This is a genomic window from Aeromonas sp. XH (genome assembly GCF_033348475.1).
Taxonomy (GTDB): Bacteria; Pseudomonadota; Gammaproteobacteria; order Enterobacterales; family Aeromonadaceae; genus Aeromonas; species Aeromonas sanarellii.
In genome coordinates this window covers 3,069,932-3,094,871 of the sequence record NZ_CP137630.1, presented here as the reverse complement: position 1 = coordinate 3,094,871, position 24,940 = coordinate 3,069,932, and the positions used below count along the sequence as shown (strand labels likewise).

The window sequence follows — 24,940 nt, the reverse complement described above, 5'->3', positions numbered from 1 at the left end:
TAGAGTCAAATAAAGCTCACAGGCCTGCATCTCTTAATTCAGCTAATATTATTTCTTCACCAACTCCTATAATCATATTGTGAATGATTTTTCCTCGTCTAATCCTATTTATTCTATCATTTGAAGCTTGTAATGCTGCCTTATAGTATACAGAGTGAAGAGTATCACCATCTAATCCTATCTGGTCTACTTGATCATAAAAATATTCTAACCTGCCTACAGTATCAGCAGGGGATAAAGTTCTCTGCTCAATATTTATCAACTGGTCTAGCTCTATTATTAAGGTAAATAGGTCACCTTTTTTCCAAACTCTTGATTTAGGATTAAATCCACACTCGTCAACATATGCAAGAGTTCTCTCAAGACGACCTTTTATTTCATCTTTGCCGTTAAAGTCATCATTATACCTGCTCAATAGCTCCTCAAATATATCATCCCTATTAAAATAGCCTTGAATCATTGTACCAACGATTGTGAGTGCATAACGAAGATCGCCCATTCTTTTATAGTCACTAGCTCTAAAAGTAGAGTGCCTTTCGAAGAACTCATATTCTGCAACGGTTTCGCAAAAAGACTTTAGAGCTCCAGCATAAAGAGCATTATTGACCTCAATATCCAGTAATGAATATTTTGTTGCATTTAGCCTCTTGAATACCTCTATAACTTCTTCTCTTGTAAGAGCACCTAAGTCACGAACAGCAACATCATATTGAAGATAGCTACGTTTTTGGTCTTCAGTTAAATCTCGGTATGCAGGGACGGTTAATAATCTTAAGTCTGGGTCTGCATCAAAGTATTGTATGATTGTACTTACTCTTTGTAAGCCATCAACTAGCAATTGAGATCCTTGCCCTGTTTCTAAATCTACATCACCATCGGCAAAGTAAATCTCAGGAAAAGGGTAACCACGTAAGATGCTGTCTATAAAATGATCTTTATCTTCTCTAGACCAAACAAGCCTTCTTTGAAATTCTGGTCTAGGAATTAGTTTTCCTTCCCTAACCAACTGAATAAGCTCACGAACCTTTTTATTGCTTGCTGCTGTTTTCATGGAATAATTAACTCCTTTCGGCAGTGAGATATGCCTCTAACTTGGTATTTTTTGAGGAAGGTAAGATCACGATAGATAGCTCCGCTAATCTTCCTTCTCATTAACTGAGGTGTTCTAGATAGCTGCATTAAGCGATCTTTAAACGAATCAAGTGTTCTTAGTCTAGCTTCAAAGGGAATTTGATCTGGACGTAGCCAACCATACACAAGATAGTCTCCAGTTTTGTTCATCTTGTGTGGCATCCAAGGTTTTGCTAACGCATAATCAGATAGCTCATTCCACACTGTATCAAATAATTGTGGTGAACAAACTGCAACATCTATATCTGACTCTGGACCAAATGGACGAAATGCAGGTAAAGGAGCTTGATCACGTTTCTTTTTGTTAAAAAGTCCAAAGCCTAATTTTGCAGAACCCACAATGACAATTTCTGATGGTGCGATATCTATTCCAACAGCCTCACTAATACGAACCCTGATGAACTCTATTTGTTCTTCAGTAACATGGAGTGAGGCTGCATTAACTATGTGTTCATTGACAAAATCATCTGGTTCTAGCTCGACAAGACAGCGTTTTAGAGTATTTAAGTCCATAATTTACTCTATTAAATGTAACCATGAAAATATAGGAAACCCATTTGTGGATCAAGGCATAATGCCACAGAATCTCACGCTACCGCCCGTGGATTACAGCTTCCAATATGCTCCCTTGACCCGCGTTGGCAGCAACCCATCGCAGTTCAACAGGTTCCAGATAGCCACTGTAAGCCAAACGAGGCCGCCTGTGCGAGCATCGGCAGCGATATCACCAGCAGAACGTTGCGGTTTTTTGAACCCCGTCATCAAAGCGCTCAAACACAACCGATAAAGGCAGTCAGGCGGGGGCGGTTTTGCTATCTTGGCGGCCGATTAATTTTGCGCGGAGGCGGCACGGCATTCCCCGCACAAGCACCGACAAAGAGACCTGCACAGGAGCAGTGAGATGGCAGTAAAGAGCAGATCCAGAAGAGAAAAGATAGGAAGCGGGCTCGGGCTGGTGCTGGGGATCATCGGCTTCAACCTTATGGTGCCCCTGCTGTTTGAGAAGCAGGCGAACTTTGATTTCAACCAGTTGCTCTGGGCTGTGGTCAGCGCCATGGTGAGCTCCGAGCTGGGGGGCAGAGTGGGCAAGTGGCTGGATGCCAAAGAGCAGGCCAAATCGGCAGAGTAGCGAGAGCGGGAAGTGGCAGGCCCTAAAACACCATGGGGCGGACGGCTATCTATGCAGGTCACACAAGAAGGGCGACATCCGCCGCCCGCGCTCATTTTGGGATCAGCCGCCCCGTCGCCCGGGTTCGCTGCGATGCAGGAAGGCGGTCAGGGTATCCCGTGGCGGCGTGATGCCGCACTGCACCAGAATCCGCCCTATGGCCCCCCTGTGATAACCGCCGTGGGTCACCAGATGCAGCAGCATCTCGGCGCGGTTCATCTGCCCCTTGTCGCCATCCACGAAGTTGAACGAGAGCACGGCCTCGCCATCTGCCTGGCTCAGGCTGGCAACGTAATCCAGATACCAGGCATCCAGCTTGCCGATGGCACTGCGCAGCGCCGCCAGGGTCGGTGTCTCCGGGGTATTGGTGGCACTGAAGCCGTGGGGTTCCCCCAGCAGATTGCCCTTGAAGATGGCATCGACCACATGGATATGGTTGAAGATGCGCAGGGCCGTGTGGTGAGCCTCGCCATATTGCGCGGCATCCAGGGTGGCGAGGGCATCCAGCAGTTCGCCATCGGCCCAGGCCTTGTAGCGAAACAGCGAGAGCAGGGTTGAGCTTGGCATGGCACTCCTTGGCGCTTCTATGTCCAAAAGTGGGCATCTTAGCCAGATGGAGCCAAAAATGACACTCCCCGGCAGAGGGGAGCAGTTGGGCCAGCCATCGGCTGTGTCCGGGTCGGCGGGGATGCTACCCTGTCAGCCGTTGCCGGATAAAACGGCGCCCATAACCCGCCGCCACAAGGAGTCCCCATGCGTATTGCCCTCGTAGGTCTTGGCGATATCGCCCAGAAGGCCTATCTGCCGCTGCTCGCGAGCGACGAGCGAGTCACCCCGCTGCTCTGTACCCGCAATCCAGCGGTATTGGCTAAGCTGGCCCGCCAGTACCGGATATCCGAGTGCTTTACCGAGGTGGAGGCGTTGCTGGCTAGCCGCCCGGATGCGGTGATGATCCACGCCGCCACCGCGGTGCACCTTGAGCTGGCTGCCCAGTGCTTGCGCGCCGGCATCCCCACCTTTGTCGACAAGCCGCTGTGCTTTGATTACGCCGAGGCGGAGGCGCTCGCCAATCTGGCCATGGCGCAGGATTGCCCGCTGTTTGTGGGCTTCAACCGCCGCTATCTGCCCGCCATGGGCGCCGCCCGTGCCCAGCCGCTCACCGAGCTTCACTGGCAGAAGCACAGACACTATCTGCCTGGGGCGCCACGCCAGTTTCTGTTCGACGACTTTATCCATGTGCTCGACAGCCTCTGCTGCTACGGCGGCGTGCCGGACGGGGATCTTCATGCCGTGCTGCGGCGCAGTGCGCAGGATCCGGACATGCTGGTGAGCGCGAGCGTGGCCTGGCAGAGCGGGCAGGTGGCGGTGAGCGGCAGCATGAACCGCAGCGCCGGCATCACGGAGGAGCGCATCGACGCCTATGGCGACAACCTCTCCCTGCATATCGAAAACTGCACCCGGGGCACGTGCGCGCGGGACAAGGCCGTGCAGACCCTGGTACCGGACGACTGGCAGCCGGTGCTGGCGAGCCGGGGTTTCGTGGCGATGCTCGATCACTGGTATGGGCAGGTTGAGCTGGGTCGGGCCGACGGGGCGTTGATTGAGAGCTATCTGCACGGCCACCGGCTGGCAGAGCAACTGGTAGCCCTGGCGGGGGAGTGAGGCTGATCGCCGCGCCGGTTTGTTCGGGTCAGGGGCGGAGCGGCGGGCGAAAAAATCGCCGGACCACTGTATGAGATGGCGCATCCCTGCGCAGTCAGGCGACCTGGGCGCTGCCGCGCGAGCCAAGCGGGGGCGAGTTTGCTATCTTGGCCGCCATGAACAGCCTTCAACACAGCAGAGTCTCATGAGCATTATCTTGGGGATCGACCCCGGCTCCCGGATCACCGGTTACGGCGTCATCCGCATCGTCTCCGGCAAGGCGCAGTACCTGGGGTCGGGCTGCATTCGTACCGATCTGGGCGAACTGCCGTCCCGCCTCAAGCAGGTTTACGACGGGGTGAGCGAGATCATCACCCAGTTCAAGCCGGACGAGTTTGCCATCGAGCGGGTCTTTATGGCCCGCAACGCGGATTCGGCCCTGAAACTCGGCCAGGCCCGTGGCAGCGCCATAGTCGCGGCGGTCAATGCCAGCTTGCCGGTGAGCGAGTACTCGGCGACCCAGATCAAGCAGGCGGTGGTGGGCACCGGCGGCGCGGGCAAGGAGCAGGTGCAGCACATGGTGATGCACCTGCTCAAGCTCTCGGCCACCCCCCAGGCGGATGCGGCGGACGCCCTCGGGGTGGCGCTCTGCCACTTCCATACCCGCCAGAGCCTGATCCGGATGGCGGGCCAGGCCAGCGGCTCGGTGCGCGGACGTTATCGCTGAGCCCGGTGCTCCGCCTTGGCAGAGTGCGAGAGAAGGGTGAGCCAGATGCCGGAGCCTGTTGGCAAAAGCGCTGATTGAGTCACGATTTGTCGCACCTCCTCAGGGGACTCCCATGAGAAAGCCCCATGGGGCGGGACTGGTTCTTTCTACCTAATCAACAACTTGTGATTAAGATCACACATTTCCCCCGGTGCGGGCCGGCTTCGCCTTGTGCCGCCACACTCCCATAATATGGCGCCTGTTTAATAACAGTGTTCGTATGAGCCTTTTCTGGCTCCTGTATTAGTCATCATGGGGAGAGACAAGAGTGAAACCTTTTGCTGCTGAATTTATGGGGACCTTCTGGCTGGTGCTGGGGGGCTGCGGCAGCGCCGTGCTGGCCGCCGCGTTTCCGAACGTGGGGATAGGTCTGCTGGGCGTGGCCCTGGCGTTCGGCCTGACCGTGCTGACCATGGCCTATGCCATCGGTCATATCTCCGGCTGCCACCTGAACCCGGCCGTGACCGTCGGGCTCTGGGCCGGTGGTCGTTTCCCGGCTTCCAACGTGCTGCCCTACATAGTGGCTCAGGTGCTTGGCGGGATCGCGGCGGGTGGCGTGCTCTATGTCATTGCCAGCGGGCAAGCGGGTTTTGATGTGAGCGCCGGTTTTGCCTCCAACGGTTATGGCGAGCACTCCCCCGGCGGCTACAGCCTGCTGGCGGCCCTGGTGTGTGAAGTGGTGATGACCGGCTTCTTCCTGTTCGTCATCATGGGCGCCACCGACAGCCGTGCCCCGGCCGGGTTCGCGCCCATCGCCATCGGCCTGTGCCTGACCCTCATTCACCTCATCAGCATTCCGGTGACCAACACCTCGGTCAACCCGGCGCGCAGCACGGGTGTGGCGCTGTTCGTGGGTGACTGGGCCATCGGCCAGCTCTGGCTGTTCTGGGTTGCCCCCATCGTCGGTGCCATTCTGGGTGCATTGGCCTATCGTGTGATCGCCACGAAAGAGTGATGTGTTGCTAAACAACGTGTGGTATCGACACGCCCCCGGGCGTGTTTTTTGTTTCTGGCGGGCACGAAAACGGGCCACCAAGGGCCCGCAGTATTGTTCAGCCGGCTGTAAAGAGGGAAGGGGTTACAGACCGCGGGCGCTCAGCATCTCCTTGTAGCGCTGGTGCAGCAGCTTGACCCGCTCCACATAGGCGCGGGTCTCGGTATGACGGATGGGAAGGGATGACGCCGGGCTTGTGTCTTGCCAGGGGCTTACAGGCCCCGGGCACGCAACATATCCCGATAGCGCTGATGCAGCAGTTTGACCCGCTCCACATAGGCGCGGGTTTCGGCATGACGGATGGGAGGGGATGACGCCGGGCTTGTGTCTTGCCAGGGGCTTACAGGCCCCGGGCACGCAACATATCCCGATAGCGCTGGTGCAGCAGCTTGACCCGCTCCACATAGGCGCGGGTCTCGGCATGACGGATGGGAAGGGATGACGCCGGGCTTGTGTCTTGCCAGGGGCTTACAGGCCCCGGGCGCTCAGCATCTCCTTGTAGCGCTGATGCAGCAGTTTGACTCGCTCCACATAGGCGCGGGTCTCGGCGTAGGGCGGGATGCCGCCATGCTTTTGCACCGCGCCGGCCCCTGCGTTGTAGGCCGCGGTGGCCAGGGCGACATTGCCGTCGTACTGCTTGAGCAGCCCCGCCAGGTACTTCACCCCGCCGAAGATGTTCTGCTCCGCCAGCAGGGCGTTGCCGACCCCCAGCTCGCGGGCGGTGGCCGGCATCAGCTGGGTCAGCCCCATGGCCCCCTTGCGGGAGACCGCCAGGGGGTTGAAGGCGGATTCGGCGTGGATCAGCGCCCGAATGAGGGCGGGCTCGACCTGATACGCCTTGGCTGCCGCCTTGATGGTGCTGGCGTAGTCATAGAGGAAGAGGTCTGTGGTGCGCCAGTTGACCTTGGAGGCGGGATCGCAGGCATAGCAGTCGTTGAACAGCAGCAACTCGTAGTGGCCCTGCTCCGGCATCATGTCGGAGTAGCGGATGACCCCGTTCTTCTGCACCGACTTGTAGACCTGGATCTGGCGGCTGGCGGGCGTGGCGGACCCGGGGGGCGGCGAGGAGAGGGGGGCCGTGGCGGCGGCCACTGTCTGGGGCTTGGGAGCCGGGGCTATCGACTCCGGCGTCAGGATCACCACCTCGGCCGGTGGCGGCATCTGGCCCCAGGCAAGGTGGGAAAACAGCGGGATCATGCCCAGCAACATCCATGCTTTCAACGGCTTGCTCCTTAAGCCTCGTTAGCCACGTTGAGTAAAGCATCCGGGGCGAGACAGAACAAGTCCGCCGGCGGAGCGTCGCAGGAAAAGTTCAGGAAAGAGGGGGGCCGGATGGCTGCAAAGGGCAGGGGAATGGCCGATGTCCGGCACGGCATCGTGCCCACAGCGTCGTGTTTTCCATCAGGCTATTGGCTTTTTTGTAAGTTAAAGCCGTGTTATCTTGCTGTGGCTCCACTCTGGTCAGATCTCTTCGTGGGGCCGGATGATGGGTCAGGAGAGGGCGGGGTGGCCAGAGCGACATGGGTATGACAAGCAGGCGGGCGATGGAGCTCAGATTCGAAGAGTACTGTGATGCGGATCTTTCCCTGATCAGGGACTATTACGAAACGACTTTTTCCCACTATGTGCCGGACCTGGCCGAGCGGATCTTCGTGGTGCGCGACGCCCACTGGCTGGTGGGTGCGGTGCGTCTGCGCGACGAGCAGGAGTACTACCATCTGTGCGGTTTCCGGCTGCTGCCCCATTACCAGTCCCTGGGCCTGGGCTCCCGGCTGTTGCAGCATGCCTGCCGCGGTCTGCTGGACAAGCCCGTGATCTGCCATGCCCTGCCCTTCGAGAAGCCCTTCTACCTCAAGGCCGGCTTCGACCACCTTCCCCTGCACGAACTCGACGGGCCGCTTCATGCCCTCTACCACCAGCAGCGCGAACAGGGTTACCAGATCGAGCTGCTGGTGCGTCAGGCGAGGGCTCCCGTCTTCAACTGAGGCGTCACTGTGGCTTGGTCAGCAGGTGGATCTTGCCCGGTGACAGCTCCAGCCCCAGCAGATTCTCCTTGAGCCAGGCCTGATTGGGATCCTTGTCGTCGAGCCTGTAGACGGGCTGGGTCTCCAGCCGCTTCTCCATGCTCTGCAGCAGCATGCGCAACATGAAACCGAACTTCTGCTCGGCCGCCGCCGGCTCCAGCTTGTAGTCGACGAGCTTCATGTTGTCGAGAAAGAGCGCGCTCTGGGCCTTGTCGTAGCGGGGCCTCGCCTCATAGGTCATGTTCAGCAGGGCGTCGTACTCGGTCTGGTCCGGCAGCGCTATCTTCAGCTTGCCCTTGCCAAACACCCTGGCGGTGTCCGGGCTCTGGCGGCCGATCTGCACATCGCTCTGCTCAAGCTTCACATGGGCCTTGATGATGCCGGGCAGTTCCAGCTGTTTGTCCACTTGCACCTGGGATTGCAGGTACTGATTTATCTGCTGCTCATTGATGTCATATGAGCCTTGACCTAGCATGGCCAGACTCAGCAGCATAGATTGCAGGATCATGCTAACGACCTGATAGAATGGGTTTGTCCTACAGCATACCATTCCGGCCTTGTGGGATCTGCCCATGCCACTTGTTCAACACACCAAGGAGTCGCCTTGCTCGACGGTCTGGAATACGACATTCAGTTGCTGTTTTCCCGCTTTCTCGGCTGGTTGTTGCTGCTGTTTCACACCGTGATCGTGGCGGGGATCTCCCTGCGGGTGGTGATGAAGCGGCGTCCCATCGGGGTGTCGCTGGCCTGGCTGGCCCTCATCTATGCCATCCCCTTCGCCGGGGTCGGCTTCTATGTGCTGTTCGGCGAGATCCGGCTCGGCCGCAAGCGGGCGGAGCGCGCCCAGGCCATGTACCGCCCTTACGCCATCTGGATCCGCCAGCTGGCTCGCCTCTTCCCGCAGCACTGCTGCGAGGTGGGGAGCAAGGCCCGTCCGCTCCATGATCTGATCCAGGGCCGGCTGGCCATGCCCATGCTCTCCGGCAACCGGATGACGCTGCTGCACAAGCCCGACACCATCATCCAGGAGATAGTGCGCGACATCCGGGGCTCCTCCCAATCCTGCTACCTGGAGTTCTACATCTGGCATCCCGGCGGGGATGTGGACGCGGTGTGCGAGGCGCTGATGGAGGTGGCGGCACGCGGCGTGGATTGTCGTGTGTTGCTCGATTCCGTCGGCAGCAAGACCTTCTTCCGCTCCCATTGGCCGAACACCCTGGGCGCGGCCGGCGTCAAGGTGGTGGAGGTGCTGCCGGTCGGCGCCTGGCGCATCCCCTTCCAGCGCCAGGACTTGCGCATGCACCGCAAGCTGGTGGTGATCGACGACAGGGTCGGTTACACCGGCTCCATGAACATGGTGGATCCGCGTTTCTTCAAGCAGGATGCCGGGGTCGGCCAGTGGGTCGACATCATGATCCGGGTGCAGGGGCCCGTGGTGCCGCTGATGTGGTCCACCTTCGTCTGGGACTGGGAGATGGAGACCGGCGAGCGCCTGCTCGACAGCCTGCAGCACGAGCCCGAGGCCTGGCCGCAAACCAACTACCGGGCCCAGCTCATCCCCTCAGGCCCCTTCGTCGGGGGAGACTGCATCCAGCAGAGCCTGCTGCTGGCCATCTATCAGGCCCGCCACCATCTGGTGCTGACCACCCCCTATTTCGTGCCCGATGACCCGTTGGCGGCCGCGCTCTCCTCGGCGGCGGCCCGGGGCGTACTGGTGCAACTGGTGTTGCCGGCGCGCAACGACTCCCTGATGGCCAACCACGCCAGCAACTCCTTCATGGAGGATCTGCTGGCGGCCGGAGTCGAGATCTACCGCTACGACGCCGGTCTGCTGCACACCAAGAGCGTGCTGGTGGACGATGACTTCGCCCTGGTGGGCACGGTCAACCTGGACAGACGCAGCCTCTGGCTCAATTTCGAAGTCACCCTGCTCATCGACAACCCGGTGTTTGTCGCCGAGATGAACCAGCTGGTGCAGGGCTACATGCTGGAGGCGACCCCCATGTCCCTGACCAGGTGGCGTGCGAGGCCCTGGTACAAAAAATTGCTTGAGAACATCTTCTACCTGTTCAGCCCCCTGCTGTGACAATGGAGCGTGGACCCGGCGGCCTCATCCGGCTTGCGTGGCCTCCCATCCTCCCCGTAGAGTGCGCCCATGCACCCGCCATCGAATAATGTGGAGAAACAGAACAGATGAAGAAAAAAGTGGCCTTGGCCGTTGGGGCCGTATTGGTGGTCGGGGGGCTTGGCGCCTGCTGGTACACGGGCAATACGTTCGACCGGATCCTGGCCGAACAGATCGCCAGGGCGCAGCAGGAGAGCGGGATCGAGATCACCTGGCACCCTACCACGGAGCACCTGTTCGCCCGTGACGGCATGCTCAAGGTGGTGGTGCCGCCAGAGACGCTGGCGAGCCTGGACCCCCAGCTGGCGGGGAGCGAGCCCATCGAGATGCAGTTCGCGTTCAACAGCCGCATGCTGCCGCTCTATATCAAGAGCCACCTGCTGCTGGATACTGCACAGGGCACCCTGGCGCCGATATTCAGCTCCCTTGGCATGCAGCAGTGGCAGCTGGGAGCGGAGTCGGCCAGCAGCCTCTGGACCATGAGCAACAGCTCCCGTTTCTGGGTCGGTGACTTCAAGGTCAGAGAGGGGATGAACGAGTTCAACTTCCTGCCCCTGAGCGGCGACTATCGCGGGGATCTCGACGGCAACGGCCACATGACGGTCCAGTGGCTGGGCATGACGGTCCACGATGCGCAGAGCAAGATGGATCTGGCCCTGGCCGATCTCAAGGGCAGTGCCGACATGGCCGAGATCAGCGGCCTCTGGCTCTCCCCCCGCAGCGATGCGACCCTGTCCGCCTTCACCCTGACGCAGCCGGGGAACATCAGGATCTCCCTGCAGGGGCTCTCCACGGCCACCCAGCTGGCGGGGGACGACGCCCAGACCCTCTCCAGCCGTTACCAGATGAAGGTGGAAACCCTCAATCTGGAGAGCGAGGAGGACAGCCTGACGCTGACCGAAGGCAACCTGGACCTGGCGCTCAACGGGCTGGATCTGGAGGGGTATCAGACACTGCAGGAGGTGAGCGGTCAGCGGGTGGATGAGTCTGCCATCCAGGAGGCGCTGGACAAGATGCTCCAGCGGGGCGTTACGCTGCAGCTGACGGATTTCAGCGCCCGGCTCAACGGTGAACCCGTCAGCCTGCAAGGGGAGGCCAGGCTGGCGTCAACGACCCTGGCACAGCTGATGGGTAGCGAGGAGGGGATGCAGGCCCTGTCGGGGCTGCTCCATGCCCACCTGGGTGACAAGCTGGGTCAGGCGGTTCCCCAGCTGGCCCCCATGCTGGCGCAGTTCACCGCCCTGGGGTATCTGAAGGCGGAGCAGGCGCAGCTCCAGGCCGAGCTCAAGCTCGACAAGGGGCAGCTCACCGTCAACGGTCTGCCGCTGCAGCCATGAGTGCCGCGCAATGAAAAAAGGCTCCCTCGGGAGCCTTTTTGCTGGATGCCTGGCGGCGGCTTACTTGAACACCACCGTCTTGTTGCCGTAGACGAACACCCGTTCGTTCAGTACCAGCTCCAGGGCGCGGCTCAGCACGGACTTCTCCACGTCGCGGCCGGCCTTGGCCATGTCGTCGGCGCTGAAAGTGTGGTCGACGTGGATCACGTCCTGCTCGACGATGGGGCCCTCATCCAGATCGTCGGTGACGAAGTGGGCGGTGGCGCCGATCAGCTTGACCCCGCGATCGAAGGCCTGGCGATAGGGGCGGGCGCCGATGAAGGCGGGCAGGAAGGAGTGGTGGATGTTGAGGATCTTGCGGGGATAGGCCGCCACGAAGCTCGGGGTGAGCACCCGCATGTACTTGGCGAGGATCACGTAATCCGGCTGGTAGCCGTCGATGAGGGTGCGCACCTGCTCTTCGTGCTCGGTACGGCTGAGATCCTCGTGGCTCACGCAGTGGAAGGGGATGTCGAACTTGCCCGTCAGCTCGGCGAGGGTGTCGTAGTTGCCGATCACCGCCACTATGTCCATGTCCAGGGCGCCGGCATAGTTCTTCATCAGGATGTCGCCCAGGCAGTGGGTCTCCTTGGTCACCAGGATGACGATGCGCTTCTTGCCCGCCTTGACCAGGCGGCGCTGGGCGCCCGCCGGCAGGGCGTCGTCGAGATCCGCCAGCAGGGTCTCGTCGTTGAAGCGTCCTTCCAGCTCGGTACGCATGAAGAAGCGGCCGTTTTCGTGGTCCACGAATTCGTCGTTCTTGTTGATGTTGAGCTGGTGCTTGTAGCAGATGTTGGTGATCTTGGCGATGAGCCCCTTGGCGTCGGGGCAATCGGTCAGCAGTATTTTCTTTTCCATCTCTGTCATGATTCCGTTTGTGTTGTTGGCGCCCGAGTCTGCGCGGGCTGCACGTTTTTGCTGGCACTATGCCACAAACAAAATCAGAAAGGACAGCGCGCCGTGAATCGGAGTGGCAGGTGGGTGGGCCGGTTCGCCGCCTGTGCCCCTTGGTCTTTGATGGGTTTTGGGCTGGCATCCTGCGCCTTTTTTCTTTAGGCTGTCTGCGCTTATTCTCAGGGCGGGGTGAAATTCCCCACCGGCGGTATCCCGATGTGACTCGGGGAGCCCGCGAGCGCCCGACCCGGTCTTGGACCGGTTCGGGGTCAGCAGATCCGGTGAGATGCCGGAGCCGACGGTCATAGTCCGGATGAAAGAGGATAAGACAGATAATGCTGGCGAGCCCCCCGTGGGTTGGCCGCCGCATGCCTGCCTCTGTCTGCCTTTCCATGCCCTGATTCTGGTCCTTGTCTTTTTTAGGAGTCTTACCATGAATCAGTCTCTGCTCAGTGAATTCGGTGATCCCATTGCTCGCGTCGAGGCCGCGCTGGCCGTACTGCGTGCCGGCCAGGGTGTGCTGGTGGCCGACGACGAAGATCGGGAAAATGAGGGGGACCTCATCTTCGCCGCAGAATCCATGACCAACGAACAGATGGCCATGATGATCCGCGAGTGCTCCGGCATCGTCTGCCTCTGTCTGACCGATGAGCGGGTCCGCCAGCTCGAACTGCCCATGATGGTGGAGGCGAACTCCAGCCACTACCAAACCGCCTTCACCGTGACCATAGAAGCGGCGCAGGGGGTGACCACCGGGGTGTCCGCCGCCGACCGCATCACCACTATCCGCGCGGCCATTGCAGACGGTGCCAGACCATCCGACCTGCATCGCCCTGGCCACGTCTTCCCGCTGCGCGCCCGCACGGGGGGCGTGCTGACCCGGCGCGGTCACACCGAAGCCACGGTCGACCTGATGCAACTCGCCGGTCTCAAGCCCTACGGGGTGCTGTGCGAGCTGACCAAGGAGGATGGCTCCATGGCCAGACTGCCCGACCTGGTGGCCTTCGGTCGTCAGCATCGGATGCCGGTGCTGACCATCGAGGATCTGGTGCAATATCGTCAATTGCTGTCAGAGCGTTCGGCCTGAGCCTCATACGAAATTGTAATAAGCCGAAAATTTGGTTACGCTTTGCACGAACCTCATCCAGGGACACTTATTTTTGCTTAAAGTTTGCGCATAAAGTGTGCAACTAAAAAAAAATGAGGGTTTTAACGCATTTATCTGTGATGGGGCCTATCCAAACTATGATTTTTTTGTGCCATAATCACGCCGCTTGCTAAACGTCTGGCGAGTTAAAGGGAGCTTTTAAAAATGAAAAAAATGTTGTTGGTAGGTGTTGTTGGTCTGTCCGCTCTGCTGGGCGGTTGTGCAAACACCAGCGAACTGGAAACTTCCGTTCAGAATCTGTCTAACAAAGTTGACCAACTGGCTCAAGATGTTAGCGCTGTTCGTGCTGATCAGTCCAAGATCGCTGCTGATGTTGCAGAAGCCAAGCAAGAAGCTATGCGTGCTAACCAGCGCATCGACAACATGGCTACTTCCTACAAGAAGTAATCCATGCGAAAAAATGGCGCATTTCAATGCGCCATTTTTTTTTGCCTGAAATTTGGTTATTCCCCGCGTTTCACTCCGCCTGAACAAGGCAATGCCGACTGATCGGCATTCCCCGTCCTGATTTCCCATTCGATCAATAGAGCAGGCTGTAGAGCTTGCGGCGGTAATTCTGTGCCGCCGGGTGTGCGCCCATGGTGGCCAGCACGTCGAGGTAGATCTTCTTGGCATCCCCAAAGGCCAGATCCCGCTTGAGGATAGTGAACAGCAAGGCCAGGGCCTCCTCCTGGCGGCCAACCTGGCTGTAGAGCACCGCCAGCTCCTGGGCGATGGCAGCGTCGTCCGGCTGTTCGGCGTGACGCAGCTCCAGTGCGCGCAGCTCCGGACTGTCGCTGGCCTGCTGCGCGAGAGAGAGGCGGGAGCTCAGGGTCTGATAGTGATCGTCCTGCGCCACCATGGGGATGGCGGCGAGCAGGGACTGGGCTTCATCCAGCAGGTTCAGATCCAGCGCGGCCTGTGCCAGCCAGAGGCTGATGTCGTGGCGCTCGGGGGCGAGGCGATGGGCCTTGCTCAGATGACTGTGCGCCACATCGGCCTGCTCCGCGGCCAGTGCCTGCTTTGCCTGTTCGAGCAGCAGCTCTTCTTCCTTGGGGGCAAAGGCGGCGAAGTACTGGCGCAGGGTGGCTTCATCCTGCGGACCTTCGAGGATGGCCTGTTCGTCCGGGCGCCCCTGATGGAACAGCACCAGTGCCGGCAAGGCACGCAGGGCAAGCTGGCTGGCCAGCGGCTGCAGTTGGGGATCGTTCATGTCGACCTTGGCCAGGGTGACGCCGGGATTGGCCGGGCCGACCAGGGCTTCCACCAGGGGGGTCATGCCCTGGCATTCCGGCATCTGCGGCGCGTGGAAATAGATGACGACCGGCTTCTTCAGGGATGCATCGATCAGTTCGGCGTGAAAATTCTGGGGAGTGATGTCGACGATCATGAGGCTGACTCTCGGAAAATGGTGTGGATCAACATGGGGTCCAACGGGGTGGATTTCAAGCGCGCATCCAGCAGATGGGCGCTGACCTGGCGGGTCGGGGCGGCGAGGCTGAGCCAGCCGTTGCCGACCCGCCAGTCGCTCACTTCATAGTTGCGGGCATCGAGGCGATTCTCCAGCCGCCATCCCTGCGCCGGGATGAAACAGATCTTGTCCAGTCCGGCGGCAATGCCGGCGCCATGGGCCTTGAGTACCGCCTCCTTGCGTGCCCACAGCCGGTAGAAGGCGGACGCCTGCTCCTGTGGCGGCAAGCTGCACAGCCACCTGTGTTCGCCCGGGGCATAGAAGCGCTCAGCCAGCGGCAGTACGGGTCGGCGGCGCAACCCCATCTCGATGTCCACGCCGAGGGGCCCCTCCCGACAGAGGGCGAGCACCAGCCACTCCCCGCTGTGACTCAGGTTGAACTGCCAGGAGTGGCTGCGCAGTGCAGGCTTGCCATGCTCGCCGATGGAAAATGCCAGCGCATCGGGCGGGCAGTGGAGTCGCTCTGCCAGCAGACGGCGCAGCAGCACCCGGCCGAGCAGGTATTCCCGCCGGCGGCCGGGCTGACGGATCTCGTGCCAGTGGCCCTGTTCCTGTGGGGAGAGCTCGGACGGCAGACTGAGCCACTGCCCTGCATCGACACACGCCGTATTTAACAAATAGAGATCCGCAGAGAGCATAATATTTCACTTAAAAATGGGGGCGAAGTAGCGATAACAGTCGGTTTGACGAGGGCAAAACCGGTACTTCCCAGATTGTATATTGTTTGGTCATGATCACATAAATTGCGCTAAACAGAGCATTTCCTTGCAAAAATGTGAGATCGATTGGGATTTTCGCTTGCCTCGATAGAATTCTTGGATATAGTCGGGTGCTGTTGCCTTATAAATTGCCCTCTCGGGCTGCATTTTAACAAGTTTCACTCTTTTGCGGGGATAAAGGATTGCGCCACCTGATGCTACTGCTGGTCGCGCTCGGAATGGTGGGTTGTGCCTCGGCACCCCAACCCGAGGTCGCGAGCAAGATCGAGGTTTCCATGATGGAGCCCGTGATTGAACCCGAAGTTTCCACCACCCCTGATGTCAACGAAATCCTGACCGTATACAAAGAGTGGCGTGGCGTTCCTTACCGCATGGGGGGCAGCAGCCAGCGAGGCATCGATTGCTCCGCCTTCGCCCGTGAAGTGTTCCGCAACGCCGTCGGCATCGAATTGCCCCGCGATACCCGCTCCCAGGTACACGAGGGGACCCGGGTCTCCAAACAGGAGCTGGTCGAAGGGGATCTGGTCTTCTTCAAAATCAATCCCCGTCTCAATCACGTCGGCATCTATGTCGGCAACGGCGAATTCATCCATGCCTCCACCCGCGCCGGGGTGACGCGCTCCAAGCTCGACAGCTCTTACTGGCGCAGCAAGTTCTGGCAGGCACGCCGGATCGATATCTGAGTCAGGCTGGACAAACGGCTCGCAGTACGGACTGTTTTTCCAACCTCACTTGAACCGGGCCCCGAAGGGCCCGGTTTTTTATGACCCTCGTTTAGACTTTCCCTGGCCGACTCTCTATAGTGTGGCCCCCTTGATCCTCGGCAGGTCCAGCATGAAGCCCCAGCACAAATCCGGATTGCACCCGCGCAACCGCCATCAGGCCCCCTACGACTTCGATGCGCTCTGTCAGCGCACCCCCGAGCTGCTGCCCTTCGTGTTCATCAACGAACACGGCACCCGGACCCTGGATTTCGCCGATCCGGCCGCCGTCAAGGCGCTGAACAGGGCGCTGCTTGCGCTGCACTACGGCATTGCGCATTGGGATCTGCCGCCGGGCTACCTCTGTCCGCCCATTCCGGGCCGGGTCGATTACCTGCACCGGGTGGCGGATCTGCTGGCGGAGAGTGCCGGCAAGGTGCCGACCGGCAAGGGGGTGAGGGTGCTGGACATAGGCGTCGGGGCCAACTGCATCTATCCCCTGCTGGGGGCCCGGGAGTATGGCTGGCGTTTCGTGGGGTCTGACATCGATCCCGTGTCGGTCAAGGCGGCGGCCCTGCTGGCCGCGAGCAATGGCCTGGGCAGCCAGATCGCGTGCCGTCATCAGGGCAACCCCGGACATATCTTTCGCGGCATCCTGGAGCCGAAGGAGCACTTCGCCCTGACCCTGTGCAACCCGCCGTTCCACGCCTCGTTGGCGGAGGCGAGCAAGGGGACGGAGCGCAAGCTGCGCAACCTAGGCAAGGGTCAGGACAAGGCGGTGACCGGGGCCCCCGTGCTCAACTTCGGCGGTCAGAAGGCCGAGCTCTGGTGCGAGGGGGGCGAGGCGGCGTTTCTGGCGGCCATGATAGAGCAGAGCCGGGAGTTTGCCGCCCAATGCCTCTGGTTCAGCTCGCTGGTCTCGAAGAAGGAGAACTTGCCGGCCGCCCGCAAGGCGCTGACCCGGGCGGGGGCACGGGAGGTTCGGGTGATCGACATGGCGCAGGGCAACAAGGTGAGCCGGATCCTGGCCTGGAGTTTCCTGGACGAGGAGCACCGCACCGCCTGGTGGTCTGCCCGCGGGCGATAACGGCGGCGGGGCGTTGCGATGGCAAGGGCCCCGCCTGTTTCCCCTTTTTCGGCCCCGATGTTTTCTCATTTGCGACCCTTATCTCAATCGTTTTCCTGCCCGTTTTCCCCCGCATGTTAGTGACCACTCCCGCGCCTGGTACAGTTGTACGCCGAGATTTTTTTGTACTTGCGGATGAAACTTTCATAAAATGGGACTGGTTAGACCTCTTTACAGGCTGTTAATCGAATAGGGATCGGTAAATGAAAGTTGTCGATTTTCTGAAGCACAAGCGCGAAATCCTGGCGCAACACCCCTTTGAGCTCAAGGATTGGCTCTCCCCGGCTATCCGCGACTACTGGCGTGAGTTTCAGCAAAAGGCACACCTTCACCCCTTGCTGGGGCGAGTGCTGGATCTGCAGGGGGAGTCCCAGAACGCCCGGCAGCAGGACTCCGCCAGGGTGTCGCAGGTGGCGAACGGCCAGCCTGCCATGACGCAGGATCCCGTCGTCGAACTCGAGGGGGAAGCCGCCGCACTCTATGCGGCGCTGCAGACCCGCATCGGGGAGGAGACCCACGTCGGCGAGTGGCTGTCTATTACCCAGGGGCTGATCGATCAGTTCGCGGCCGTGACCGGTGATCATCAATGGATCCACACCGACCCCGAGCGCGCGGCGGCCGAGTCGCCGTTCAAGACCACCATAGCCCACGGCTTCCTGACCCTGGCCCTGCTGCCGCAGCTGACCGGTTCGGTGGATGAGGCGACCCCTGAGTTCCCGACCGCCCGCATGGTGGTGAACTTCGGCCTGGAGCAGGTTCGCTTTCCCTATCCCATCAAGGTGGACAGCAACATCCGTGCGCGCACCAGGCTGTCGCGCGTCACTCCCATCAAGGGCGGGATAGAGCTGCTCAAGGAGATCAAGATAGAGATCGAAGGGATCCGCCGCCCTGGCTGCGTCATCGAGTCGGTGACCCGGATCTACTTCTGACGCCCGCTCGCGGCGATGAACGCAGGCCCACTTCGGTGGGCCTGCGTCGTTTCCGGGCTAGAAGCTCGCGCCCAGGGTGATGAGGTGGCGCCACTCCTTCTCGCTCAAGTCCAACTGGACGTCGTGGTAGTCGAGCCAGGCATCGTCCCAGTCCAGCTCGCTGGACCAGGAGAGGCGCAGGTGGTCGTTGAAGTAGTACCTGAGCCCCAGGCTGCCGCTGATGGACTGTTTCCTGGTCAGGTAGGGGGAGGGTTGATCGATGAACTTCTCGTAGCTCCCCTTGCTGAACAGCTCCAGCTTCTCCTCCCACAGGGAGAAGGGGTGCCGGTAGTCCCAGCCCAGGTTGACGAAGGGATAATTGATGATCCTCTCGTCAAACAGGTCCGAATTGCTCCACACCTCCGGCCTGAAGTAGGCCCGCTCCAGGCCGAGTTGGCTGATAAGCTCCATCCGGCGCTTCTTGTCATTCCAGAAGCGGTATCCCGGGCCAGAGGCATAGTCTATTTCCAGATAGCCCGCCTCTATCATGTTGTAATCGATGTCGACGGAGGAGCGCAGGAACCAGTGGTCGTCGAAGAAGAAGTCGAGCTTGGGCTTGAGCTTGTATTCGTGGCTGTCGGTGATGTTGTTCGCCGTCTCGTAGATGTATTCGCCATCCAGGCTGTAACGCCAGTCCAGATTGGCAAGCTCGGTGGAGACCTTGAGATTGACGTTGTTGGTCTTCTTGTCGCTCTCTTTCAACTTGATGTTCAGATCTCCGGTCCCGGTCAGCAGCCAGGCATGGGCGTCGTCAGGGGAATCCAGCAGGGGGATCCCCGTCTTGGTCAGGGGCCTGGGCTTCTCCTGCTTGTCCAGGCGCCAGCGCTTGATGGCCTGACGCTGGACAGTCATGGCCTGGCTGTAGGCGGGCTTGATGCGGATCTGCTCGTCCGTGATCTCCTCTATGGTCCCGGTCAGGCGATCGCCGTTGTGCATCCAGAGGATGTCGGCCATGGCGGCGGAGCCCGGCAGCAGAAGCAGCAGGCAAAGTGCGTATCGCATCCTGTTCATCATCGCCCTGGCCTCAGCCGCTCACGGGCGCCGGCAGGCCGTTCCGGCTGTCGAGCAGGGCCGTCACCCTGGCATTGTCTATCTCAGGGTCGGCGATGAATTGCTCGGCCTCGGGGGAGAGCACCAGAGGCGCACCGTCGGCCATCTCCGCTTCGGTGCGGGAGAGGGGGGAGTGGACCTCCAGCCAGCGGCGGCCATCGGGTTCCACCGCCATCTTGACCGGCTGATTGATCACCCGCACCTGGGTGCCGACGGGGACCAGGCCGAACAGGGTCTCGATGTCGTCCGGGCGCAGCCGGATGCAGCCGGCGCTGACTCGCAGGCCGACCCCGAAGTCCTTGTTGGTGCCGTGAATGAGGTAGTCCCTGTTGCCATAGCCGAGGCGCATGGCGAACTTGCCGAGGGGATTGTCCGGGCCGGGGGGGACCACGGCGGGCAGGTCGATGCCTTTCTGCTCCAGCCAGGACTTGCGCACCATGGGGCCGGGCACCCAGGTCGGGTTCGGGTTCTTGGCGATGACGGTGGTGGTCATCTCCGGCGTCTCGCGCCCGATGTCCCCGATGCCGATGGGCAGCACCATCACCTCCGCCTTGTCCTTGGGGAAGTAATAGAGCCGCAGCTCCGGCAGGTTGATGACGATGCCCTCCCGCGGCACGTCGGGCAGCAGCATCTGGGTGGGCAGGGTCAGCCGGGTACCTGGGGTGGGCAGATAGGGATCGACACCAGGATTGGCCTCGAGCAGCGCCAGAAAGCCGATCTGGGTATGCTTGCCAACCAGCTCCAGATGATCGCCCGGTTGTACTATGTAGTCCTCCAGCTCGCCGATGAGACGGCTGTTGGCTGGCGGCAGGGGATAGGTTTTGGACCAGACCGGCGCGGCCCAGAGGCTGGCGGCGGCCAGCAGCAGTGAGACGATACGTGTGTTCAACATGGTTTTTCCTATCGACTGTGGGTGAGGGATGCGCGTCCCTCCCAAAAAATGAGCAGCGATTGTCAACCAATCGTTCGGGGATTACCAGCGTCAGCCCAGGTCCTTCCTGCCCGGATGGCGGCAGGTTGAGCCGGTTTTCGGCACAAAGGTCCTCGTCGCCGGGCAAGGGGTCATTATGCCCCCGTCCCGCCCGGTGACAGCTGCTGGCATGGCTGGGCTGGCTCGCCGTTAAGCCTTGGAGGCATCCGAGGCGCGCACTGGGTCACGAGATGGCGGTTTTATCGCCAGCCGTCTGATCTGCAACGAGATTTACGTTGATTTCCCAGCCGGGGTTGAGTCAATATGAGGGCCCGCGGAGAGATGCCGGAGTGGCCGAACGGGATTGACTCGAAATCAATTGTGGCAGCAATGCCACCCAGGGTTCGAATCCCTGTCTCTCCGCCACATACCAAGCCCGACCTATTGATTAGGTTGGGCTTTTTCATTTTTCCAGTGTGTTGGTATGCCATGAGATGTTGGCAGGTATGCATGTCTACCAAATGAACGCGTTGGACGGTTTCTATTTTTAGTTACTGTACGGAGATGGTATTCACCGCCAGTTGCCCACAAAAGGGAGTGGTCATACGGCTTCAAACCGGTTCCCCTACCATGGGACGGACGACTTGGTATGAGTCGGTGGAGCAGATTCAGACAGACCTAGACAGCTACCTGCAGCACTACAACACCCAGCGGCCACATCAAGGCAGGGTGATGGAGAGGCAGACCCCCCCTACAGCATGTTCAAACAGGGTCTGAAATTGATACCGAAGGACGTGCGCTCTAAAGTAGCGTAAGCAAGACACCGGTTTGAGGCCGGTGTCAGGTGATAACTAGATCTGTACACACATTGCCATCGTTCCATCAGAAGTACATGCTTTCTGGGGGGGGGGCTCTAATTGCATAAATATTTAATTCAGCACCCTGCAACGCTCATTAAAAATACATGATAAATTCATCTTTATGTTTTTCTTTTCGTATTCATTACAAAATTAATTATTTATAAGTTCTTAAGAGAGTAAAGATTGATTTTCATTTTTTAACGCTATTTTCAGGCAATACATTCCGCCCTATCCTTCCTATTGACTAGTAATTAAATTACATTTCGGTTGAAACTGTTTTAAAATTCGTCTATTATGCCGCTTTTCCACTCATGAAAGCGCACTCTAAATGAATATGCATTCTTTGATTTTAGATATTCATTCTGGCGATATCATTCTCGATGGCCAAAAAGTCGCGCGCCTGAGTGTCAGTGAGACATGTGTACTTGCGTTGTTGGCGAGCAATGAGGGGAGGTTGCTCTCAAAAGAGCAATTGCTAGATGAGGGTTGGCCGGGAAAAGTGGTGTCACCCAGTTCATTGACAGTCGCAATAAAAAATATCAGAAAGGCACTTTGTGCAAAGGATACGCCGACCTATATCGAAACAGTCCACCGCAAGGGCTATATCTATCATGGTGAAGGGGCTAAATTTTCGATAAAGGAAAAAGATACGCTCAGCAACGAGAGCAAAGGCATCGACATCCAATCCCCAGAGGATAATGGAGGCAGCATGGCGGTGGCCCAGGCTGCGATCAATCCCGAGATCAATCAGGAACTATACGCATCGGAGTACTCTCTAAAAAAGTCGGAGTGCTCTCTGAAACATAGGAGAGTACCAGGAAAGCCACGTATACATTATGGCCGTATCATCGGTTGGGGGGCGTTTTCCATCGTATATATATTTTTCTTATGTCTGGCCATATTCGTTTTTTTATCCAAGAAGGATCTTGTTTGTTATCAAGTTGAGCAAGCTACGGTGTGTGGCCGCTTCAAACTTGATGATGCCGCCATTAATGAAATTAAAAGCAAGCTGAACGATAAAACTGGAGACTACCTGTATGGGTACACCAAGAATCTTGATGGTATTGAAATATACCAGCGTCATTAGCCTTATTTTTATCGCTGCTTATGCGTTATATCCCTTTATAAATGGTGTAGGTTGTGATTTTAGATCTCGAGTTGAAGATAACGCTGGTAGCTTTTATACAACATGTAAGCTTGGATTTGTGACTACGATTGCTAGAAACAAGGCCTCCAATGAGGTCATTAAATACCATGGAATTTATGGCAAGACTGGAAATACAATATTATTTTTGGCTTATGATATATCATGGTTAGAAAATGGAATTGATAAAGAACAATCACTTGTAAGCAAACTTCATAATAGCCCACTCTATGTATCTAAAGTGATTGTTGAAGAAGGCCATGACTGGGTCATTGTTGGGTTTCCATATTCTAGAATTCATAAAACAAAGCGTATAGGGTCATTAGGATTTTGGTGATGCCTAACTGTGTTTTGTTATGCTTTTTGTGAAAAATAGCTGAAATGGCCATATTCATAGTTTTTTGATACATCAATCACGACTTGAACTCCGAGCGAGCAGGATAATCGGGTCACGATTGTTGAATCTGGTAAACATGGTGGGTCATTATGAGTAGGAGCGATAGCTTTTTCGGGCAAGTCATAACACTTTCACTTATGGTGGAAATGACTGAGTCAGGTATCAACGATGAATTATCCGTATTGCAAAGGCAACTGGAGAAGTATCAGAAGTATTGCACCCAACATCCAGAGTTATATGATGACATTAGTTTGAATATAGTGATTTCACCGGCACTACTAAGAACATGTAACCTATATTTCTATTTTATCCCTTTTCATTTTTTATTTAACATATCTGTGATGATCAATGCAAAAAGCGTCTGCTGTTACAAGAGTTTGCATAATATCAGAGAACTAATGGAAAATAATATCACTGTCAGCACCCTGATCAGCCACTAACACTGGTTCTTTTATCATTTTACCATCAGCGAGCCAGCTGTATTCTTCATATACTCCTCTGGTGTTCATACACGTCAATGCAATGCTGGGAATAAAGATAAGCAATCTACTCAGCATTCTTCACATGGCTCATATGTCTTGAAAGGCTTATGGGATCGCTATGCAACGTCTACTGGTGTTCAGTAGCACGAATTTATCATCTTCACATCCATTTCGCAGCAATGTCATAACATCCGTGCGTGACTTTTGATAAAAACGCTATGAGCAAATCGTGAAAGGCTCATAAAGTAGTCTTGAGCATGTGTTTTTAGGTTTTTTTTTTCATGCTTTCATGATCTAGCTTATGTGAAAAGGGATAGTTGAATAACGTAGCAAGGCATGCTCCCCATGGACTGTTACCAGACGTGATATCAAAATAGACAAGCAATTAAAATTAGATTAAGACACTGACTTATCCTGGTTCTTGACGGCTAGTTTATTGACAATCCAAACCTGATTATCTAGTTAGTGCTATAAGCCAAGAAGGGTAATTTTTTTGTTATTGCCATTATATGTGGCGTGATTGTGTTGGAGTAAAAATAAATGAAAGCAGGGCATGCGTTGATGGTGCTATTGAGTATGGGATTGAGTGCATGTGGTGGTGGGGGGGGTGAAGAAACGCCACCTGTGCAGCCTCCCACTCCCATTCCCGATACCACGCCTTATCGCATTCAAGGCAATATTGCCAAGGTGCAAGGCAGCCAGGTGTTTATTAATGGCAAGTGGTTGGATACCCAAGGCGCTAATATACGCTATGCAGAACAGCCTTGGGCAGAGCCCTTGCAGGCAGGGATGGATGTCAACATCATGGCCAAGGCTGGTAAAGCAACTCAGGTAACTCTCAACCCTATTATGACTGGCCAGCTTGCCACAACGACGACTCAACGCCAGAGTAATTGGCAGGTGAATAGCGTGCGGCTCGATCAGGTAGGGACGGGCCTGCAGGCGGGCGACTGGGTCATGGTTTTTGGTGAATATACCCAACAAGGCCAGATCAATGTCAAAAAAGTGGTCGGTCTGCTCGGCGAGCCCCAGTGGCTTGAAGTAGAGAACCGGATCAGCGAGCTGGACGAGCTCCGCCAGAGCTTCAAGTTGGGTAATATCACGGTCAGCTACAAGGATGCGCTGCTGGAGGATGGCCAACTGCGTGAGGGGCGTTGGGTTGAGGCGTTCGGCTTGATGCGAGGTAATCTGATGGATGCCAGGGAGATCGAAATAGAGGATGAGGCTGATTTCCCGGACAGAAGCGAGTTGGAAGGGATAGTCAATTACTACGACCCCGTGAGCGGCCTGCTGGAGTTGAGTCGGCAGCGCCAGGTTTGGGTGACCAATACCACAAGATTCAAGCATGGCTCTCGCCAGGATCTCAAGCCGGGAGTTGCGCTGGATGTCTATATGATGGCCAGCCCCCGAGGCCCTGTGGCAACAGAAATTGAGTTTGATCATGACAACGATCAGCTCGAGTCTTACCCAAGCCAGCAATTCAAACTCTCTGGCTGGGGAAAATGGGACGGCAGTCAGCTTACGGTCGGTGGTATACCGTTTGAGATCGATGGTCTCACCCGCTTTAAAGATGGCCTCAACAGGAACAATCTTGATGGCCGCTGGCTGGAGCTGGACGGTATGGTTCAGAATGGACTGAACCTGGTACGAGAAATCGAGCCGGACGACTTGGATAACAGCATGGAACTGATGGGGCCTGTTAGCAAAGGTTCATTGTGGAACTACCGCGCGTCCGATCAGTCTCTCTCCCCGTTTGAGGGGCGTTGGATTGAGTTGGATTGTTACTTTGATGGCAATTATTTGAGTAATTGTCGCATCGATGACTGACGCATAATTTTTTAAGTTG

The 24,940-nt window shown here is 57.4% G+C and carries 25 protein-coding genes, 1 tRNA gene, 1 pseudogene and 1 riboswitch; of the genes and pseudogenes, 17 read left to right on the top strand and 10 right to left on the bottom strand.

Annotation, left to right across the window (positions count from 1 at the left end; all coding sequences use genetic code 11):
• Positions 1-16: 16 nt before the first annotated feature.
• Together R2B70_RS14175 and R2B70_RS14170 are read right to left on the bottom strand one after the other, a co-directional pair.
• Positions 17-1,051 carry a DUF262 domain-containing protein gene (locus R2B70_RS14175; protein ID WP_318161804.1) on the bottom strand — a complete coding sequence of 345 codons (1,035 nt, stop codon included), beginning with the start codon at positions 1,049-1,051 and terminating at the stop codon, positions 17-19.
• Positions 1,048-1,644, bottom strand: coding sequence for a hypothetical protein (locus R2B70_RS14170; protein WP_318161803.1), 597 nt, complete (start codon positions 1,642-1,644; stop codon positions 1,048-1,050). Before R2B70_RS14170 ends, R2B70_RS14175 begins: the two co-directional genes overlap by 4 nt.
• 388 nt (positions 1,645-2,032) lie before the next feature.
• Here R2B70_RS14170 and R2B70_RS14165 point away from each other — a divergent pair, with 388 nt between their 5' ends.
• Positions 2,033-2,260: a hypothetical protein gene (locus R2B70_RS14165; RefSeq protein ID WP_318161802.1), complete on the top strand. Its 228-nt coding sequence runs from the start codon at positions 2,033-2,035 to the stop codon at positions 2,258-2,260.
• Between the two features lie 102 nt (positions 2,261-2,362).
• Here the strand turns inward: R2B70_RS14165 and R2B70_RS14160 are convergent, their stop codons facing one another.
• Positions 2,363-2,866, bottom strand: coding sequence for a DinB family protein (locus R2B70_RS14160; RefSeq protein ID WP_318161801.1), 504 nt, complete (start codon positions 2,864-2,866; stop codon positions 2,363-2,365).
• 186 nt (positions 2,867-3,052) lie between these two features.
• Between R2B70_RS14160 and R2B70_RS14155 the strand changes: the two genes are divergently transcribed.
• The 3 genes from R2B70_RS14155 to aqpZ all read left to right on the top strand — a co-directional run bounded on the left by R2B70_RS14155 (position 3,053) and on the right by aqpZ (position 5,661).
• Complete coding sequence (locus tag R2B70_RS14155; protein WP_318161800.1) at positions 3,053-3,961, top strand: Gfo/Idh/MocA family oxidoreductase; 909 nt, start codon at positions 3,053-3,055, stop codon at positions 3,959-3,961.
• Positions 3,962-4,145: 184 nt separating this feature from the next.
• Positions 4,146-4,667, top strand: a complete 522-nt coding sequence (ruvC, locus tag R2B70_RS14150; RefSeq protein WP_042074353.1) for a crossover junction endodeoxyribonuclease RuvC — start codon at positions 4,146-4,148, stop codon at positions 4,665-4,667.
• Positions 4,668-4,974: 307 nt separating this feature from the next.
• Entirely contained in the window at positions 4,975-5,661 is a 687-nt protein-coding gene (gene aqpZ, locus R2B70_RS14145; protein WP_042074354.1) for an aquaporin Z, read from the top strand.
• A 507-nt stretch (positions 5,662-6,168) separates the two neighbouring features.
• Here the strand turns inward: aqpZ and R2B70_RS14135 are convergent.
• Positions 6,169-6,909: a lytic transglycosylase domain-containing protein gene (locus tag R2B70_RS14135; protein WP_318163361.1), complete on the bottom strand. Its 741-nt coding sequence runs from the start codon at positions 6,907-6,909 to the stop codon at positions 6,169-6,171.
• 335 nt (positions 6,910-7,244) lie between these two features.
• Between R2B70_RS14135 and R2B70_RS14130 the strand changes: the two genes are divergently transcribed.
• Positions 7,245-7,685 carry a GNAT family N-acetyltransferase gene (locus tag R2B70_RS14130; protein WP_408852720.1) on the top strand — a complete coding sequence of 147 codons (441 nt, stop codon included), beginning with the start codon at positions 7,245-7,247 and terminating at the stop codon, positions 7,683-7,685.
• Positions 7,686-7,689: 4 nt separating this feature from the next.
• Here R2B70_RS14130 and R2B70_RS14125 read toward each other — a convergent pair whose 3' ends face one another.
• Positions 7,690-8,232, bottom strand: coding sequence for a DUF1439 domain-containing protein (locus tag R2B70_RS14125; protein ID WP_042074357.1), 543 nt, complete (start codon positions 8,230-8,232; stop codon positions 7,690-7,692).
• A gap of 96 nt (positions 8,233-8,328) precedes the next feature.
• Between R2B70_RS14125 and cls the strand changes: the two genes are divergently transcribed.
• Positions 8,329-9,810, top strand: a complete 1,482-nt coding sequence (gene cls / locus R2B70_RS14120; protein ID WP_219142536.1) for a cardiolipin synthase — start codon at positions 8,329-8,331, stop codon at positions 9,808-9,810.
• A gap of 107 nt (positions 9,811-9,917) precedes the next feature.
• Positions 9,918-11,186 (top strand): DUF945 family protein, encoded by a 1,269-nt coding sequence (locus R2B70_RS14115; protein WP_209793838.1) that lies wholly within the window; start codon positions 9,918-9,920, stop codon positions 11,184-11,186.
• A 60-nt stretch (positions 11,187-11,246) separates the two neighbouring features.
• On the opposite strand, the gene purU is transcribed toward R2B70_RS14115, so the two are convergent.
• A complete protein-coding gene (purU, locus tag R2B70_RS14110; protein WP_042074361.1) occupies positions 11,247-12,083 on the bottom strand; it encodes a formyltetrahydrofolate deformylase in 837 nt (278 codons plus the stop codon).
• 207 nt (positions 12,084-12,290) lie between these two features.
• A riboswitch (FMN riboswitch) is annotated at positions 12,291-12,448 on the top strand.
• Between the two features lie 104 nt (positions 12,449-12,552).
• On the opposite strand from purU, the gene ribB reads away from it, so the two are divergent.
• A complete protein-coding gene (gene ribB, locus R2B70_RS14105; protein ID WP_318161799.1) occupies positions 12,553-13,206 on the top strand; it encodes a 3,4-dihydroxy-2-butanone-4-phosphate synthase in 654 nt (217 codons plus the stop codon).
• Positions 13,207-13,431: 225 nt separating this feature from the next.
• Positions 13,432-13,674 carry an Lpp/OprI family alanine-zipper lipoprotein gene (locus R2B70_RS14100; RefSeq protein ID WP_010634682.1) on the top strand — a complete coding sequence of 81 codons (243 nt, stop codon included), beginning with the start codon at positions 13,432-13,434 and terminating at the stop codon, positions 13,672-13,674.
• A gap of 133 nt (positions 13,675-13,807) precedes the next feature.
• On the opposite strand, the gene R2B70_RS14095 is transcribed toward R2B70_RS14100, so the two are convergent.
• Both R2B70_RS14095 and R2B70_RS14090 read right to left on the bottom strand, forming a co-directional pair.
• Positions 13,808-14,656 carry a tetratricopeptide repeat protein gene (locus tag R2B70_RS14095; protein WP_318161798.1) on the bottom strand — a complete coding sequence of 283 codons (849 nt, stop codon included), beginning with the start codon at positions 14,654-14,656 and terminating at the stop codon, positions 13,808-13,810.
• The gene (locus tag R2B70_RS14090) at positions 14,653-15,375 is read right to left on the bottom strand and encodes a 4'-phosphopantetheinyl transferase family protein (protein ID WP_318161797.1); all 723 of its coding nucleotides are present in this window, start codon (positions 15,373-15,375) and stop codon (positions 14,653-14,655) included. The genes R2B70_RS14095 and R2B70_RS14090 overlap by 4 nt, the downstream gene beginning before the upstream one ends.
• 275 nt (positions 15,376-15,650) lie before the next feature.
• On the opposite strand from R2B70_RS14090, the gene R2B70_RS14085 reads away from it, so the two are divergent.
• From R2B70_RS14085 to R2B70_RS14075, 3 genes are all read left to right on the top strand, one after another.
• Positions 15,651-16,139 carry a C40 family peptidase gene (locus tag R2B70_RS14085; RefSeq protein ID WP_042074365.1) on the top strand — a complete coding sequence of 163 codons (489 nt, stop codon included), beginning with the start codon at positions 15,651-15,653 and terminating at the stop codon, positions 16,137-16,139.
• Between the two features lie 151 nt (positions 16,140-16,290).
• The gene (rlmF, locus tag R2B70_RS14080) at positions 16,291-17,244 is read left to right on the top strand and encodes a 23S rRNA (adenine(1618)-N(6))-methyltransferase RlmF (RefSeq protein ID WP_318161796.1); all 954 of its coding nucleotides are present in this window, start codon (positions 16,291-16,293) and stop codon (positions 17,242-17,244) included.
• A gap of 242 nt (positions 17,245-17,486) precedes the next feature.
• Entirely contained in the window at positions 17,487-18,212 is a 726-nt protein-coding gene (locus R2B70_RS14075; RefSeq protein ID WP_042074368.1) for a MaoC family dehydratase, read from the top strand.
• 57 nt (positions 18,213-18,269) lie between these two features.
• Here the strand turns inward: R2B70_RS14075 and R2B70_RS14070 are convergent, their stop codons facing one another.
• Both R2B70_RS14070 and R2B70_RS14065 read right to left on the bottom strand, forming a co-directional pair.
• Positions 18,270-19,253 carry a DUF481 domain-containing protein gene (locus R2B70_RS14070; protein ID WP_318161795.1) on the bottom strand — a complete coding sequence of 328 codons (984 nt, stop codon included), beginning with the start codon at positions 19,251-19,253 and terminating at the stop codon, positions 18,270-18,272.
• Between the two features lie 22 nt (positions 19,254-19,275).
• On the bottom strand, positions 19,276-20,193 hold the full coding sequence (locus R2B70_RS14065; protein WP_216990739.1) for a L,D-transpeptidase family protein: 918 nt from the start codon (positions 20,191-20,193) through the stop codon (positions 19,276-19,278).
• 354 nt (positions 20,194-20,547) lie between these two features.
• Here R2B70_RS14065 and R2B70_RS14060 point away from each other — a divergent pair.
• The 5 genes and pseudogenes from R2B70_RS14060 to R2B70_RS14040 all read left to right on the top strand — a co-directional run bounded on the left by R2B70_RS14060 (position 20,548) and on the right by R2B70_RS14040 (position 24,921).
• A tRNA-Ser gene (locus R2B70_RS14060) sits at positions 20,548-20,637 on the top strand.
• Between the two features lie 207 nt (positions 20,638-20,844).
• Positions 20,845-21,026: pseudogene (locus R2B70_RS14055) on the top strand (integrase core domain-containing protein); the annotation flags it as partial.
• Between the two features lie 373 nt (positions 21,027-21,399).
• Positions 21,400-22,158 (top strand): winged helix-turn-helix domain-containing protein, encoded by a 759-nt coding sequence (locus tag R2B70_RS14050; protein WP_318161794.1) that lies wholly within the window; start codon positions 21,400-21,402, stop codon positions 22,156-22,158.
• Entirely contained in the window at positions 22,130-22,552 is a 423-nt protein-coding gene (locus R2B70_RS14045) for a hypothetical protein (RefSeq protein ID WP_318161793.1), read from the top strand. The genes R2B70_RS14050 and R2B70_RS14045 overlap by 29 nt, the downstream gene beginning before the upstream one ends.
• Positions 22,553-23,634: 1,082 nt before the next feature.
• The gene (locus R2B70_RS14040; protein WP_318161792.1) at positions 23,635-24,921 is read left to right on the top strand and encodes a DUF5666 domain-containing protein; all 1,287 of its coding nucleotides are present in this window, start codon (positions 23,635-23,637) and stop codon (positions 24,919-24,921) included.
• The last annotated feature ends 19 nt before the right edge of the window (positions 24,922-24,940 follow it).

Bases quoted from the DNA above. Each gene is read 5' to 3' on its own strand.
- R2B70_RS14175 (WP_318161804.1), bottom strand. From the start codon at position 1,051: ATGAAAACAGCAGCAAGCAATAAAAAGGTTCGTGAGCTTATTCAGTTG.
- R2B70_RS14170 (WP_318161803.1), bottom strand. From the start codon at position 1,644: ATGGACTTAAATACTCTAAAACGCTGTCTTGTCGAGCTAGAACCAGAT.
- R2B70_RS14165 (WP_318161802.1), top strand. From the start codon at position 2,033: ATGGCAGTAAAGAGCAGATCCAGAAGAGAAAAGATAGGAAGCGGGCTC.
- R2B70_RS14160 (WP_318161801.1), bottom strand. From the start codon at position 2,866: ATGCCAAGCTCAACCCTGCTCTCGCTGTTTCGCTACAAGGCCTGGGCC.
- R2B70_RS14155 (WP_318161800.1), top strand. From the start codon at position 3,053: ATGCGTATTGCCCTCGTAGGTCTTGGCGATATCGCCCAGAAGGCCTAT.
- ruvC (WP_042074353.1), top strand. From the start codon at position 4,146: ATGAGCATTATCTTGGGGATCGACCCCGGCTCCCGGATCACCGGTTAC.
- R2B70_RS14135 (WP_318163361.1), bottom strand. From the start codon at position 6,909: ATGTTGCTGGGCATGATCCCGCTGTTTTCCCACCTTGCCTGGGGCCAG.
- R2B70_RS14130 (WP_408852720.1), top strand. From the start codon at position 7,245: ATGGAGCTCAGATTCGAAGAGTACTGTGATGCGGATCTTTCCCTGATC.
- R2B70_RS14125 (WP_042074357.1), bottom strand. From the start codon at position 8,232: ATGATCCTGCAATCTATGCTGCTGAGTCTGGCCATGCTAGGTCAAGGC.
- R2B70_RS14115 (WP_209793838.1), top strand. From the start codon at position 9,918: ATGAAGAAAAAAGTGGCCTTGGCCGTTGGGGCCGTATTGGTGGTCGGG.
- purU (WP_042074361.1), bottom strand. From the start codon at position 12,083: ATGGAAAAGAAAATACTGCTGACCGATTGCCCCGACGCCAAGGGGCTC.
- ribB (WP_318161799.1), top strand. From the start codon at position 12,553: ATGAATCAGTCTCTGCTCAGTGAATTCGGTGATCCCATTGCTCGCGTC.
- R2B70_RS14100 (WP_010634682.1), top strand. From the start codon at position 13,432: ATGAAAAAAATGTTGTTGGTAGGTGTTGTTGGTCTGTCCGCTCTGCTG.
- R2B70_RS14095 (WP_318161798.1), bottom strand. From the start codon at position 14,656: ATGATCGTCGACATCACTCCCCAGAATTTTCACGCCGAACTGATCGAT.
- R2B70_RS14090 (WP_318161797.1), bottom strand. From the start codon at position 15,375: ATGCTCTCTGCGGATCTCTATTTGTTAAATACGGCGTGTGTCGATGCA.
- R2B70_RS14085 (WP_042074365.1), top strand. From the start codon at position 15,651: ATGCTACTGCTGGTCGCGCTCGGAATGGTGGGTTGTGCCTCGGCACCC.
- rlmF (WP_318161796.1), top strand. From the start codon at position 16,291: ATGAAGCCCCAGCACAAATCCGGATTGCACCCGCGCAACCGCCATCAG.
- R2B70_RS14075 (WP_042074368.1), top strand. From the start codon at position 17,487: ATGAAAGTTGTCGATTTTCTGAAGCACAAGCGCGAAATCCTGGCGCAA.
- R2B70_RS14070 (WP_318161795.1), bottom strand. From the start codon at position 19,253: ATGCGATACGCACTTTGCCTGCTGCTTCTGCTGCCGGGCTCCGCCGCC.
- R2B70_RS14065 (WP_216990739.1), bottom strand. From the start codon at position 20,193: ATGTTGAACACACGTATCGTCTCACTGCTGCTGGCCGCCGCCAGCCTC.
- R2B70_RS14050 (WP_318161794.1), top strand. From the start codon at position 21,400: ATGAATATGCATTCTTTGATTTTAGATATTCATTCTGGCGATATCATT.
- R2B70_RS14045 (WP_318161793.1), top strand. From the start codon at position 22,130: ATGGTATTGAAATATACCAGCGTCATTAGCCTTATTTTTATCGCTGCT.
- R2B70_RS14040 (WP_318161792.1), top strand. From the start codon at position 23,635: ATGAAAGCAGGGCATGCGTTGATGGTGCTATTGAGTATGGGATTGAGT.